Genomic DNA, 12,977 nt, shown 5'->3' with positions numbered 1-12,977 from the left:
GAAAAAAGTTGAAAGATAGCAGGATTACAGATAAAATAAAAACGTAATGATTACGATTTGTTTTTGGTTTATTTGCTTTTAAGCCAATTGTATAATGGGTAATAAGATAATAAGTAGAAACGTTAGGAGTGCTTAAAAGATGTCTAAAAAAGTACCAGTTTACGTGATAAGCGGATTTTTAGGAAGCGGCAAAACAACCGTGCTTTTACATATGTTAGAACATTTTAAAGATGAAGGATTAAAGCCTGGTATCATTTTAAATGAACTTGGAGATGAAAATGTGGAAAATCATCTCTTTCAGGGAGAGAGGGTGGTGGAACTTCTAAATGGGTGCATCTGCTGTACCATACAAGATGACCTGAAATCAACGCTAGATCAATATGTTGGTGAAAAGGTGGACGTCTTAATCATTGAAGGAACTGGTGTCGCCAATCCACTTGAAATTAAAGATGTATTGTTAACACCTCTGTACATGGAACATTTTGAATTGCAGTCCATGATCAGTCTTGTGGATGCTAGTCACTATCTTGAGTATCAAAGCTTTTTCAACAGTTCAAAAGAAATACGGGGCTTGTTGAAGGAGCAAGTCACATCTGCTCATTTGTTGGTGTTGAATAAAATGGATCTTGTCTCTGAAAAAGAGTTGATTAAAGTGGAGTCCAAGCTTGCTGATGAATTAGAAGATCATGTTCCTGTCTACCGAACAAGTTATGGGGAGGTTCCACTAGAGATTCTTTTGGAAAAGAGAATGCAAATGAGAGAAGTAAGGGTGGATCAGCATGGGAAAGGGGCTGGACATGACCACCATCATCATCACCATCACATAGAAGCTGTCAAAGTAGCGTTTTCAGAGCCGGTTAATCGAGTGGTATTAGAGAAACAACTGAAGAAACTCTCTAAACAGGTGGTAAGATCCAAAGGGATTGTGCGGCTTGATGAAACTCCTGGATTATACGAGTTTCAGTATGCTGCTTCTACTTTGGTGTTGAACAAAATCGAGAAAACCGACGTAGAGCCCTCCATTATACTGATAGGAAAAGAAATTGATGATAAGAAAGTGGAGAAGTTTTGTGAGGCGTTACGGGGAGAATAGAGGAAGTGAAAGAGGCAGCCCAACAAAGGCTGCCTCTTTCACTATCTAATTAGTTCAACGCCTTCTTCAACGTCTCTAAGTTTTGACGCATCAAGCTGAAGTAATCTTCTTCGTTTTCTACGTCTTTTTCTGTTGCTGCCTCTAGGTTATGCAAGACCAACGCTTCTGCTTTAATTTCATCCTGAACCACTTCAGCAATCTTTCCGCTGATGTTCTGATCAAAAATTACATATTGGATTTCATTTTCCTTTGCAGTATTGATAATTTCAGTTAGTTGTTTCTGGGATGGCTCTTGAGTTGGAGATAATCCATTCACGCTGATTTGCTCCAATCCATAACGATTCTCCCAGTAACCGTATGCTGCATGGGAAACTAAAATCTTGTTTGTTTTCGCGCTATCCACTGTATCTTTGAATTCCGTATCTAATTTTTCTAAGTCAGCTTTCAACGTTTCAAAATTTGCTTCAAAATCTTCTTTTGCTTCTGGTTTCAATTCAACAAGTGCATTTTTAACATTTTCAGCAAGTGTGATAGAAAGAGTAGGGTCTAACCATACATGTGGATCTCCATTAGAATGATCATGTCCTTCATGTCCATCTTCTCCATGCTCATCACCGGGCTCTTCTTCATTCTCGTGATTGTGCTCTTCCTCATGAGCTTCTTCTTCATGCTCGTGGTCGTGCTCTTCCTCATGAGCTCCTTCTTCATGCTCGTGGTCGTGCTCTTCTTCATGAGCTTCTTCGTCATGCTCGTGGTTGTGCTCTTCTTCATGAGCTTCTTCTTCATGCTCGTGGTCGTGCTCTTCTTCATGAGCTTCCTCTTCATGCTCGTGGTCATGCTCTTCTTCATGAGCTTCTTCGTCATGCTCGTGGTCGTGCTCTTCTTCATGAGCTTCTTCGTCATGACTCTCCTCTTCACCACGTAACTCAATTCCTTCTCCTGCAGCTACAATGGTAACATCTTCGTTTTCCAAAACACCTTTGGCTTTATCCGCAAAACCTTCAACACCAACTCCTGTATAAATGAAAGCATCAGCAGAAGCCATTTCACTCATTGTTTTAGTTGAGGGCTCAAAAGTATGTGCATCTGCTCCAGCAGGAAAGACAGACTTCACATCAACATGCTCGCCGCCAATTTTCTTTGTAAAGTCCTCCAAAGGGAAGATCGTCGTGTATACAGTCAATTTTTCACTGCCATCAGAAGCCTGATTATCTGAATTACATCCAACAAGGAATGTAAAAACTACTAACATCATTGCGATAAATATAGATTTAGTTTTCATTGTTTTCTCCTCTCGTTTTGTATCCCAACACATTATATCGTAACTATTACGATTTGAGAACTAAAAAGATTAATGTTATAAAATTTTTACAATTACTCTATGATAAAAGTGGGGACAGGATCAGCAAGCTTAGACCAGTCCTCCTTCATTTCTTTTTCCGTAAGAAGACAGGTATCAAGTGAGCGTTCAATCTGTTTTTGTTCCATTTCAATGCCAATGAAGACGAGTTCTGTCATTCTGTCTCCATATGTTTCGTCCCATCTTTCCAATAATTCTGGTTCTTCTTCTAATGTTTGTCTTTTCTCCTCTTCGTTGTAGCTTGCAACCCATTCTCCAGCACCTTGAATCATAATAGATGCACCAGCTTGAGAAATCAAACCAGCCATATCATTTCTTGAAGCAAGCCAGAAGAACCCTTTGGCACGGACAATCTCGCCAGGCCAATTATCTAGCCAAGCTTTCAATCTTTCTGGATGAAATGGCTTCCTGCGACGATAAACGAAAGAGGATATTCCATATTCTTCGGTTTCAGGGATGTGCTCTTCGTTCAATTCCTTAATCCAACCCGCTGCTTGGCTGGCCTTCTCAAAGTCGAACAGGCCTGTGTTCAAAATGACATCCAACTCCACTTGGCTATTTACCGTTTGAATTATTTTTGCCTCAGGGTTCAATTTCTTCAATAGTGCCTCTAATTCCACTATATATTCTTGTTCTAGTAAATCAGTTTTATTTAATAAAAGAATATCAGCGAACTCAATTTGGTCGATTAATAGGTCGGAAACCTCGCGGGTATCCGATTCATCAGTTCCTTGTTTACGATCTAAGAGACTTTCTCCGGATTGATAGTCATCATAGAAGCGGAACCCATCTACCACAGTAATCATCGCATCTAAGCGGCACTTTTCAGTGAGATCAATATCGAATTCTTCATCTAAGTAAGTAAAAGTTTGGGCAACAGGAATTGGCTCACTTATTCCAGAGGACTCGATAACGATGTAGTCGATGTTGCCTTCGTCTACTAGACGCTCTACTTCCTTCATTAAATCTTCACGCAAGGTACAGCAAATGCAGCCATTCTGCATTTCTACCAACTTTTCTTCCGTTCTGGAAAACCCACCTTGCTGAATGAGTGCAGCATCTACATTCACTTCACTCATATCGTTAACGATTACAGCGATTTTCAAACCTTCTCTATTGGACAGGATATGATTTAATAGTGTTGTTTTTCCCGCACCAAGGTAACCGCTAAGCACTGTTACAGGTATGTTCTTTTTCATAAAAAATAGACTTCCTTTCTCTTTAAACCGTAACCTTTACGATTTATAAATAAATAGTACTAAAAACCTAAACAGAAAACAAGCTATTTTTATTGTCATTTTGGGTTGAGTTTGTCATATTGAAAGAAGGAAATCTAAACTATTATTCAGAAAGAGGGTAAAACAGATGAAATTACTGGATGAAATTTTAGAACATAATACCGGATTTGTTGAAAAAGAGGAGTATATTCAATACCAGACTACCAAGTTTCCTGACAAAAAATTAGTGGTCTTATCTTGCATGGATACAAGGCTGATGGATCTTCTCCCAAAGGCGATGAACCTGAAGCATGGGGATATGAAAATCGTAAAAAATGCCGGAGCGATTGTGTCGCATCCGTTTGGGAGTATTATGAGAAGTATCTTGGTTGCAGTGTTTGAGCTTAATGCAGATGAAGTATTGGTTGTTGGCCATCACGATTGCGGAATGGGGAAAATCAATCCTGAAGGCATACGTGAAAAGATGGAAGCAAGGGGAGTAACGAAAGAAACGATTGATGATTTGAAATATGCAGGCATTGATGTAAAAGGATTCTTAAAAGGGTTTGATAGTGTAGAGGAAAGTGTTAGGGAAAGTGTGGATATGATTGCAAACCATCCACTTATGCCAGACGGGGTACCTGTGCATGGACTAGTAATTGATCCGCACACAGGTAAATTAGACCTTGTCGTTAATGGATATGAGTAAAAATTAATTCTTCTCTTTCTTTTCTGGGACATGATCGATACCGCCAGGATGGAAAGGATGGCATTTAAGAATTCTCTTTATGGTAAGCCAACCGCCCTTGATTGCTCCAAAACGTCCGATTGCCTCCATGCCATATTGGGAGCATGTCGGATAAAATCTGCAGGATGGCGGGGTTAATGGGGATATGAATTTTCGATAAAAACGTATAATGAATAAAAAAACATGTTTCATTTACTGTCACCTCAAGTAAATTATAATCGAAAGTTGGGCAAACCAAAAATTTATTAAATTCGTATAAATCAGATGAATTTAATTGGAATTAAATCTGTGTTATACTGTAAATAACTTTTAAATAAAGGGAGAGTGCAATTATGCCTTCAGTAGAAAGTTTTGAACTTGATCATAATGCGGTAAAAGCTCCTTATGTTCGTCATTGTGGAGTACACAAAGTAGGAACAGACGGTGTTGTTAATAAATATGATATTCGTTTTTGCCAACCGAACAAACAAGCGATGAAGCCTGATGCCATTCATACATTGGAGCACTTATTGGCTTTCAACATCCGTACACATGCGGAAAAGTACAGCCATTTTGATATCATCGACATTTCACCGATGGGCTGCCAAACTGGTTACTATTTAGTGGTAAGCGGTGAGCCGACAGTAGATGAAATTGTTGATTTGATGGAAGACACGTTAAAAGATGGTATCCAAGTGGAAGAGATTCCGGCTTCCAACGAAAAACAGTGCGGTCAAGCAAAGCTTCATGATCTTGAAGGTGCAAAACGCTTGATGAAGTTCTGGTTAGAACAAGATAAAGAAGACTTGAAAAAAGTTTTTGGATAAAAAGTAAGGATGACTCCTTGGGGTCATCCTTTTTTAAATGGAAGATATAATGTTAGCTGCCACTCTTGCTCCTGATATATTTCGGGCAATCGGACCAACTTCAAGTTCTGCTAGTGCTCCACTTACATAGAGGTTTGGGGCCCATTCTAACATGTTGTTAAGAATAGGATAGCCACACTTTGCACATGGAAGCTTCTCTTGTTTGATGACAGGTTCTAGCCAGTCTTTGCCAGGAAGGTTCTGTTCAAAACCTGTTGCCATAAGGATGGATCCCGCTGTTATAAATTCTCCTGTATCAAGTGAAAGGTGTACTTCCTTAGGACGGACTTGATGTTCTGTTACCATTCCTTCTTTAATACATATTTTCTCTGTTTTTACTAGGTGGTTGAGTCTGTTCCGTAATTCCGACGGGATGGAGCCTTTATGCCTTGCTGACTTTATGGCATCACGCCTTTTTTCGTAGTCTTTCATTTTGACAAAAGGATGCCGTTTTTTAGGACCAAGCCATTCGGGATTACTGTCAAAATCATGGATCCTAAAAGGATGGCGTTTAAGCATGGTTACTTCCCCTGGAAACGAAGCTGCAAGTTTGATTGCTAGATGAGTGGCTGTAATTCCACCACCGACCACTACAAATGGGGCATTCATTTTTTCGAAACTTGGAAGTTCCTTGTCAAACACATGGAATAATGAGTTAGGGTTGGTCTGCTTTAGATTTTTTGCCCATTCTGGGAGGTGCAACTGCTCACTGATTCCTATGGCTATCACGACTTTTTCCGCTTTGAATTTTTCTCCGTTTTCAAGATCCACCCTCCAATACCCATCACGCTTTTCGAGATTACTAACCTTTGATGTGACATAAGCTTGCTGGATTTCTAATTCATCAACCAGGTGATCACAATGGTCATTGAACATATGTAAGGAGGGCCTTTTATATCTGCCATAAAAATCATTGTTTGATTGATAAGTTTGTTTTTTTTTCGAAAATGACTGCAAACTAAATGGATCTGTATCTAAATGATGAACAGAGGGCGATCTCAAGTATGGCATAGAAATAGTGGAGGTACATCTTTTCCAATTTTCCAATGGCTTGGGATTTGGATCAACTATTCTTATTTGATTGGTGGTAGTTTTATTCTTTTTAAGTAAAAACGTGGCAACGGTTAAACCTTGGATGCCTCCACCGATGATAACCCATTGGTGCATAGTGAACACTCCTCTTTCTTGCAAATAGTAATCATTACGATTATAGATATTACATATAGTATAGGAATATGCACGAGGAATCAAGAAGTAGAAACACTAAAAATCTTTCCAGACTTTTCTATCATACATTTAATAGATTAGACATATATTGCTAGTAACTAAGGTGAAGTTTTAAAAGTTTGATATGTTATAATACAAAATAGAAAATATGATAGGAGTAGAAGAATGAGGAAAAGCAGTAGTCTTTTTAAGGATTTGATCGGGCTTGCTTTGATTGGAGTTTTCCTATACCTATTCTTTTTTATAGACTTCAAGGAAATCTCTCTTGATATTCCAAGCTCATGGCTGAATGTAAATACTATTTTTCTAAGTATTGTTATTGAAGCCATACCGTTTATTTTACTTGGTGTATTCGCCTCTGCGTTGATTCAAACATTTGTTTCAGAAGAAAAAATAAAAAAATACTTACCTAAAAATCCAATTGGTGCCATTATTCCGGCAGCGTTACTTGGGGTCATTTTACCAATCTGTGAATGTGCGATTATTCCTGTTGTTCGCAGATTAATTAAAAAAGGGATGCCGCTTCATGTAGGAGTAGTCTTGCTTGTAGGTGCACCTATTCTTAACCCGGTGGTTGTAGCTTCTACATACTTTGCATTCAACGGGGACCCTACCATTTTATACGGTAGATTTGGACTTGCCTTTATTTTGTGTATTGTTATCGGATTTTTGATGTTATTACTTTTTGATAATAAAAATCAGCTTCGCTGGACAAAAAGTGAATTGCAAGGCAGACAAGACATGGAACTTGAGCAGCCGGCACTTCAGCAGAACAAATGGAAAGCGACATTTTACCATGCTAGTGATGAGTTTTTTGACATGGGGAAATACTTGATCGCCGGTGCGTTTATTGCGAGTTTATTCCAGACATTCCTTGATCGCAGTGTATTGATGGCGCTTGGACAGAATGAAGTATTGTCTCCAGCGGTCATGATGGCTTTTGCATTTGTACTTTCCCTTTGTTCGGAGGCAGATGCCTTTGTTGCCGCATCGTTTGGTTCAACCTTTACAGTAGGATCGTTGTTAGCATTTATGGTTTATGGACCGATGCTAGATTTAAAAAATACTTTTATGCTTTTTGCTTACTTCCGTACAAAATTTGTACTTGTATTTATGGCAGTTGTGACGATTGTTGTGTTCGCCGCCATACTTATTTTCCAGCAGCTTGTGCTGTAGGAGAGAGGATGATAATTGATGGAAAGCAATCGTGATTATGGGTTCCACATTTACTTGCGTGGAATCATATTGCTAGGATTTACTCTCTTGTTTTTTAAACTTCTGGCCACAGGGGATATAACGAATTTCATTGCTCCGCGGATGATGCCGTTCATGTATTTTGCAGCGGGAACTTTGTTTATTCTTGGAATAGTGCAGATTTGGCGCAGTGGATCCAAAAATAAGGACGAATTAGTGTGTAATTGTGGATTTGACCACGGGGAGTCTTCTACTCCCATTCAATCTATATTGATTTATTCGATGTTTGTGTTGCCTGTTGTGACAGGTTTTATGTTTCCTGATAATATTTTGGACAGCTCGATCATCGATAAGCGCGGTTTTACGAATTCTAAGGTGATTGTAGAACAACGTGAGCAGGCGGGAGCATTTGATGGGCCATCAGGCGGTGCTGACGGTGCAAGCGGTGAATCTGACACTGACACATCAAGAGCGGATGCTTACTTGGATGATCCTGAAGGGTATATGGAAGATCAGGAGAACGGGGACCCTACCATTGATGAACAGTTAGCGGATGCACCATTAGAACATCCGGAAGGGTTTGAACTACAGGAACCTCCAGAGGGATATTATGAAGAACTGAAGGCTGAAATGCTTGAGATGGATACTATTATCGTGGATGATGAAAGGTATATTCCGATGATGAACATCATTGATATGAGTATTGATGAATTTGTCGGCAAGAAAATAGAAATGGTTGGATTTGTGTACCGTGAGGCAGACTTTACAGAGAATCAGTTTGTTGTCGCACGATTTGGATTGTCTTGCTGTGTAGCGGATGCCAGTGTTTATGGGACATTGTCCACTATGAGCGGTGCAGGAGACCTTCAGAATGATGACTGGGTGAAAGTGAGTGGAACCTTGACCACCACCCAATACAATAACTGGACGCTTCCATACGTCGAAGTAGATACACTTGAAAGAGTGGAACAACCGGACTCACCTTACATCTATGAATACTACTAACCAACATTCAAACAATAATAGTGAAGATCAATGAACCCCCTGAGCTTAGCGCTCAGGGGGTTTCGACGTTTAATGCATAATTCCTTTAGGGGTCTGACCCCTTTTTTTATTTTTTAAACTTTATTTATCTCTTCTCCTCTTCAGCAGGATCCTTTTCGTTTTTGGTTGGTTCGATTGGGTCTATGGTGTGTTCGTATTTGTAGGCTTTGTTGGTGGAGAGTAGGGTTAAGAAAAGCACGACTAATACAATAATGATGCAGATGATCAGGATAATCTTCATGGTGAGGGCCACCTCCAGATAAAATGATTTTTCCTTATTTTATCATTATAACCCTCTATCAAAAACTTATGAAGGCATAAGTCCATTGTTTAGGGGGACGCTATAAGGGGTAAAAAACCTATATAAAGATTGATATATTTGAAGGAGGTAAAAGAACAAAATGTCTAATCAATTAACGGATGTAGTAAATAAGCAAGTAGCAAACTGGAGCGTTCTTTATATTAAGTTACATAATTATCATTGGTTTGTTAAAGGGCCGGAGTTCTTCACACTTCATGAGAAGTTTGAAGAGTTGTACGGGGAGGCTGCCACACATATTGATGAGTTGGCAGAGCGACTTCTAGCAATTGAGGGAACTCCAGTTGGAACGATGAAAGAGATCTTGGAGATAGCCACCCTCCATGAAGCGGAAGGGAAAGAAACGGCAGAGCAAATGGTTCAATCCATTGCAAGTGACTTTTCAACGCTGATAGAAGAGTTAAAAGAAGGCATGGAGATTGCAGACCAAGTGGGAGATGAAACCACTGGTGACATGCTTCTTGCTATCCACCAGAGCGTGGAGAAACACAACTGGATGCTGCATGCATTCTTAGGTAAATAAAACAAATAGCCTTGTGCCAGGACTTGTACGGAGTCCTGGCATAAGGCTTTATTAATGAGTAATGTTAATTTTTAATGAAGCAGTCCCTGGTCCCCGTTATCTCCACTTATCAATAACTCCTTCACCTGTTCCATCACCAATTCCGCTACCACTTGATGAAGTTCTTCATCCGATAATTCCGCTATAAGATCGATACATTGCTCTCGTGTAAAACTGTTAACAATCGAATACGCGACTGCATCAATATCCTCATCATCCCTGATCCATCTTTTATGATATTTGTTTACAAACGTCTCAAATGATTTCATATCACTTCTATCTCCTCTAGTAAAATAATGATTAGTTTCCTCAAATTTAATAAGTTCATGCACAAAACTCTACTAATTCGTAACGGGAAGTTAGCAATTTGCATACAATGCAATATAGAAAAAATTAGTTTGTAGGGGGATTTGTCATGGACAAGTACAACTTAATCTATCTTGGATCTGTATCATTTGTGGGATCCATGGTGTCTTTTTTGTATGGAGGCTTCAGCTCACTGTTGTTGTTTTTAATTATATTTGTCGTCGTAGACTATTTAACAGGAATTATGGCTGCATATGTGGAAAAACGGCTGTCAAGTCGAGTGGGTTTTAAGGGAATTGCACAAAAAGTATTTATTTTTGCATTGGTCAGTATTGCACATGTGTTGGACATTATTTTAGGTGCAAATTTAATAAAAGATGTTACGATTTTATTTTATTTGGTGAATGAATTCATTTCAATCATGGAAAATGCATCTCGTATTGGTGTGCCGATACCAAACATACTGAAGAAAGTCATAGATGCCATTAAGAAAAAGGCGGATTCGTAACAACAGAAACTAAAGAATAAAGCGGCGGTTTTGTGTGAAAATAAGAGAAGATACTGGAAAGGGTGAAGATACATGGAGCGTAAAACGTATTACATTTCACTAGCTGAGGGTTCAATTTCACAAGTGAGTACAGCATCTTCTTGGGATTATCAAATACAGGCAACAGATGAGGAAATAACGCATTTAAGGGAAATATTTGACCAGAATTATTCCTCTGATTGGCAAGGGTTTTGGCGGGCTCATATTCCGTTTGTCCAATACCATTATGACCGAGAAAATGATGCATATGATAACGGATTACAGCAGGCGTTCAAGATGATTTATGAGCTTGGGGATGAAGCGACAAAGGCTCATATTAAAGATCAGGGGCTTATGGATGATCTAATCGAATAAGTTTTTTTAGAAATGATGGTCTAAATGGGGTACTTGACTCTCACATTTTCGATGCTACTATGATAAGATAAATAAGAAAAAAGAGATATTGGAGTTTCGATAGTATGTATGAGTTTGAAGATATTTATAACAACCGAGTGATGTTATCCTTTGAAGACCATCCTTTTTCTCGAGACCCCAAACACGTCTGGGTAATTTGCCGTTACCAGAATCAGTGGCTGTTGACCAGTCATAAGAACAGGGGAATGGAGTTTCCAGGGGGAAAAGTGGAAGATGGGGAAACTGCCGATCAAGGTGCAATCAGGGAAGTAAAGGAAGAAACAGGTGGACATGTGTCCAAGTTGAAATACATAGGGCAGTATAAAGTGGATGGAAGAGAAAAAGTCATTATTAAGAATGTTTATTTTGCCGTAATTGATAAGTTGGAAAAGCAGTCTACATACTTTGAAACGAATGGGCCTGTCCTCATGAAAGAGATACCCGGAAACATAAGAAAAGATAATCGATATAGTTTCATTATGAAAGATGATGTTTTGACACATTGTCTTGATAAAATAAAGAAGAGCAACTCCATTTGAGGGGTTGCTCTTTACTTTTACGTATGTTTGACTAGCTTTTTTTCAAGGTACTCAACTAGTTGATACATGATTGTCGCAAACACCGCGATAATCAATAGGCTCAGAAGAACGAGAGTGAAATTGAACACTTGGAAGCCATAAATGATCATATAGCCAAGGCCCTTGGAGCTGACCAAAAACTCCCCGACAATGACTCCAACCCATGCCAAGCCAACGTTCACCTTAAGGGTGGAAATAATAGTAGGATAGGACGCTGGGAGGACTGCTTGCTGGAATAGTTGCCTGCGGGTTGCTCCGAAGGTCTTCAGCACTTTTAGATAGTTATCATCTACTTCCTTAAAGGCGGTGTAAACGACGATTGTCGTAATGATAACCGAAATGATGGCCCCCATGGTGATGATTGACCCCATATTAGGTCCAATGGCAACAATCAAAATAGGACCAAGTGCTACTTTAGGCATCGCATTCAGAATGACTAAATAAGGCTCAAGCACCCTGGAGATCATCGGCGACCACCACAGGATGGCAGCCATGATGGTTCCAATGAGTGTACCGAGAATAAACCCGAAGATGGTTTCGGTAACGGTGATGCCGATATTGGAAAGTAACGTACCGTCCTTTAATTTATCTAAGAACAGATTCCAGATTCGACTTGGATAGCTGAACAGCAATGGGTTGATCCAGCTGTTTTTTCCGGCAAGTTCCCAAGCGGAAAAAAAGACGATGAAGATAACCAACTGATACAGCCTTACCTGATAGGTCACCTTTTTACGCTGTTTTAAATATCCTTGATGAAGGAGATTAATGTTCGCTTTCTTGTTCAAGTTGCTCCAGCTCCTTCCAAATCTTTTGGAACAAGGAGGAGAAATCCGGATGCTGCCTTGCTTCAAATGGAATCATGTTTCTCAATTCTTTTGGTACAATAAATGTTTTCGCAATGCGTCCAGGGTTTGCTTTTAATAAAAAGATTCGGTCACTCATCGCAATGGCTTCCCCTATGTCATGGGTGACGAGCAAGGCAGTTTTTTGGAAAGACTTGAGTGTGGTGAAAACTAAATCCTCAAGCTTTAGCTTCGTCTGATAGTCCAGTGCTGAAAATGGTTCGTCAAGAAGTAAAAGTTGAGGATCGGTGGCAAGCGTTCTGACAAGTGCTGCACGTTGCCTCATTCCACCCGATAACTGGGAAGGATATAATTTTTCCACATCCGGCAGTCCCATATCTTTTAGCAGTTGTAAGGTCCTTTGAATATTAGGTTTTGTTCGTTTATCGGCAATCTTCAAGCCAAGCAGTACATTCTCCTCAATGGTCCTCCATGGAAAAAGATAATCCTGCTGCAGCATGTAACCAATGTCCGCTACGCACTCCTTCGAAGGTTTACCGCCTAAAAGTACAGAACCCTCTGTTGGTTTAAGAAGGCCTGCAATAATCGACAGAAGTGTCGTCTTCCCACAGCCACTAGGGCCAAGGAAGGAGATGAACTCCCCTTCCTCGATGGAGATGGAGATGTCTTCAAGAACCTTTGTAGCCCGTTCCGGAGTAAAGTAGATGTGTTCTATATTATTGATTGATAATAAACTCATCG

At 39.6% G+C, this 12,977-nt stretch carries 17 protein-coding genes; 9 read left to right on the top strand and 8 right to left on the bottom strand.

Going from position 1 to position 12,977, the window contains the following annotated elements; all coding sequences use genetic code 11:
* The first annotated feature begins 139 nt into the window (after positions 1 to 139).
* Positions 140 to 1,093 carry a CobW family GTP-binding protein gene (locus tag B4U37_RS17535; protein WP_088019284.1) on the top strand — a complete coding sequence of 318 codons (954 nt, stop codon included), beginning with the start codon at positions 140 to 142 and terminating at the stop codon, positions 1,091 to 1,093.
* A gap of 49 nt (positions 1,094 to 1,142) precedes the next feature.
* Here the strand turns inward: B4U37_RS17535 and B4U37_RS17530 are convergent, their stop codons facing one another.
* The gene (locus B4U37_RS17530; RefSeq protein ID WP_088019283.1) at positions 1,143 to 2,375 is read right to left on the bottom strand and encodes a metal ABC transporter solute-binding protein, Zn/Mn family; all 1,233 of its coding nucleotides are present in this window, start codon (positions 2,373 to 2,375) and stop codon (positions 1,143 to 1,145) included.
* 92 nt (positions 2,376 to 2,467) lie between these two features.
* Entirely contained in the window at positions 2,468 to 3,652 is a 1,185-nt protein-coding gene (locus B4U37_RS17525; protein WP_088019282.1) for a GTP-binding protein, read from the bottom strand.
* Between the two features lie 166 nt (positions 3,653 to 3,818).
* Between B4U37_RS17525 and B4U37_RS17520 the strand changes: the two genes are divergently transcribed.
* Positions 3,819 to 4,379 (top strand): beta-class carbonic anhydrase, encoded by a 561-nt coding sequence (locus B4U37_RS17520; RefSeq protein WP_088019281.1) that lies wholly within the window; start codon positions 3,819 to 3,821, stop codon positions 4,377 to 4,379.
* 3 nt (positions 4,380 to 4,382) lie between these two features.
* Here B4U37_RS17520 and yidD read toward each other — a convergent pair whose 3' ends face one another.
* A complete protein-coding gene (gene yidD / locus B4U37_RS17515) occupies positions 4,383 to 4,610 on the bottom strand; it encodes a membrane protein insertion efficiency factor YidD (RefSeq protein WP_088019280.1) in 228 nt (75 codons plus the stop codon).
* A gap of 140 nt (positions 4,611 to 4,750) precedes the next feature.
* Between yidD and B4U37_RS17510 the strand changes: the two genes are divergently transcribed.
* Positions 4,751 to 5,224 (top strand): S-ribosylhomocysteine lyase, encoded by a 474-nt coding sequence (locus tag B4U37_RS17510; RefSeq protein ID WP_010195244.1) that lies wholly within the window; start codon positions 4,751 to 4,753, stop codon positions 5,222 to 5,224.
* Positions 5,225 to 5,257: 33 nt separating this feature from the next.
* Here B4U37_RS17510 and B4U37_RS17505 read toward each other — a convergent pair whose 3' ends face one another.
* Complete coding sequence (locus B4U37_RS17505) at positions 5,258 to 6,430, bottom strand: FAD-dependent oxidoreductase (protein ID WP_088019279.1); 1,173 nt, start codon at positions 6,428 to 6,430, stop codon at positions 5,258 to 5,260.
* Positions 6,431 to 6,655: 225 nt separating this feature from the next.
* Between B4U37_RS17505 and B4U37_RS17500 the strand changes: the two genes are divergently transcribed.
* On the top strand, positions 6,656 to 7,666 hold the full coding sequence (locus tag B4U37_RS17500) for a permease (RefSeq protein ID WP_088019278.1): 1,011 nt from the start codon (positions 6,656 to 6,658) through the stop codon (positions 7,664 to 7,666).
* An 18-nt stretch (positions 7,667 to 7,684) separates the two neighbouring features.
* Positions 7,685 to 8,689, top strand: a complete 1,005-nt coding sequence (locus B4U37_RS17495; RefSeq protein WP_088019277.1) for a TIGR03943 family putative permease subunit — start codon at positions 7,685 to 7,687, stop codon at positions 8,687 to 8,689.
* A 124-nt stretch (positions 8,690 to 8,813) separates the two neighbouring features.
* Here B4U37_RS17495 and ytzI read toward each other — a convergent pair whose 3' ends face one another.
* Positions 8,814 to 8,969: a YtzI protein gene (gene ytzI, locus B4U37_RS17490; protein ID WP_088019276.1), complete on the bottom strand. Its 156-nt coding sequence runs from the start codon at positions 8,967 to 8,969 to the stop codon at positions 8,814 to 8,816.
* A 160-nt stretch (positions 8,970 to 9,129) separates the two neighbouring features.
* Between ytzI and B4U37_RS17485 the strand changes: the two genes are divergently transcribed.
* On the top strand, positions 9,130 to 9,570 hold the full coding sequence (locus B4U37_RS17485) for a Dps family protein (RefSeq protein WP_088019275.1): 441 nt from the start codon (positions 9,130 to 9,132) through the stop codon (positions 9,568 to 9,570).
* Between the two features lie 71 nt (positions 9,571 to 9,641).
* Here B4U37_RS17485 and B4U37_RS17480 read toward each other — a convergent pair whose 3' ends face one another.
* Positions 9,642 to 9,878 (bottom strand): DUF6154 family protein, encoded by a 237-nt coding sequence (locus B4U37_RS17480; protein ID WP_010195258.1) that lies wholly within the window; start codon positions 9,876 to 9,878, stop codon positions 9,642 to 9,644.
* Positions 9,879 to 10,024: 146 nt separating this feature from the next.
* Here B4U37_RS17480 and B4U37_RS17475 point away from each other — a divergent pair, with 146 nt between their 5' ends.
* The 3 genes from B4U37_RS17475 to ytkD all read left to right on the top strand — a co-directional run bounded on the left by B4U37_RS17475 (position 10,025) and on the right by ytkD (position 11,394).
* Complete coding sequence (locus tag B4U37_RS17475) at positions 10,025 to 10,423, top strand: phage holin family protein (RefSeq protein WP_088019274.1); 399 nt, start codon at positions 10,025 to 10,027, stop codon at positions 10,421 to 10,423.
* Positions 10,424 to 10,495: 72 nt separating this feature from the next.
* Positions 10,496 to 10,816, top strand: a complete 321-nt coding sequence (locus tag B4U37_RS17470) for a hypothetical protein (protein WP_010195263.1) — start codon at positions 10,496 to 10,498, stop codon at positions 10,814 to 10,816.
* 104 nt (positions 10,817 to 10,920) lie between these two features.
* Entirely contained in the window at positions 10,921 to 11,394 is a 474-nt protein-coding gene (ytkD, locus tag B4U37_RS17465) for an RNA deprotection pyrophosphohydrolase (RefSeq protein WP_010195265.1), read from the top strand.
* A gap of 17 nt (positions 11,395 to 11,411) precedes the next feature.
* On the opposite strand, the gene B4U37_RS17460 is transcribed toward ytkD, so the two are convergent.
* The gene (locus tag B4U37_RS17460) at positions 11,412 to 12,218 is read right to left on the bottom strand and encodes an ABC transporter permease (RefSeq protein ID WP_088019273.1); all 807 of its coding nucleotides are present in this window, start codon (positions 12,216 to 12,218) and stop codon (positions 11,412 to 11,414) included.
* Positions 12,196 to 12,975 carry an ABC transporter ATP-binding protein gene (locus B4U37_RS17455; RefSeq protein WP_088019272.1) on the bottom strand — a complete coding sequence of 260 codons (780 nt, stop codon included), beginning with the start codon at positions 12,973 to 12,975 and terminating at the stop codon, positions 12,196 to 12,198. Before B4U37_RS17455 ends, B4U37_RS17460 begins: the two co-directional genes overlap by 23 nt.
* Between the last annotated feature and the right edge of the window lie 2 nt (positions 12,976 to 12,977).

Source organism: Sutcliffiella horikoshii (assembly GCF_002157855.1).
Classification (GTDB): Bacteria; Bacillota; Bacilli; order Bacillales; family Bacillaceae_I; genus Sutcliffiella_A; species Sutcliffiella_A horikoshii_C.
This window is presented reverse-complemented; position numbering and strand designations above follow the sequence as displayed.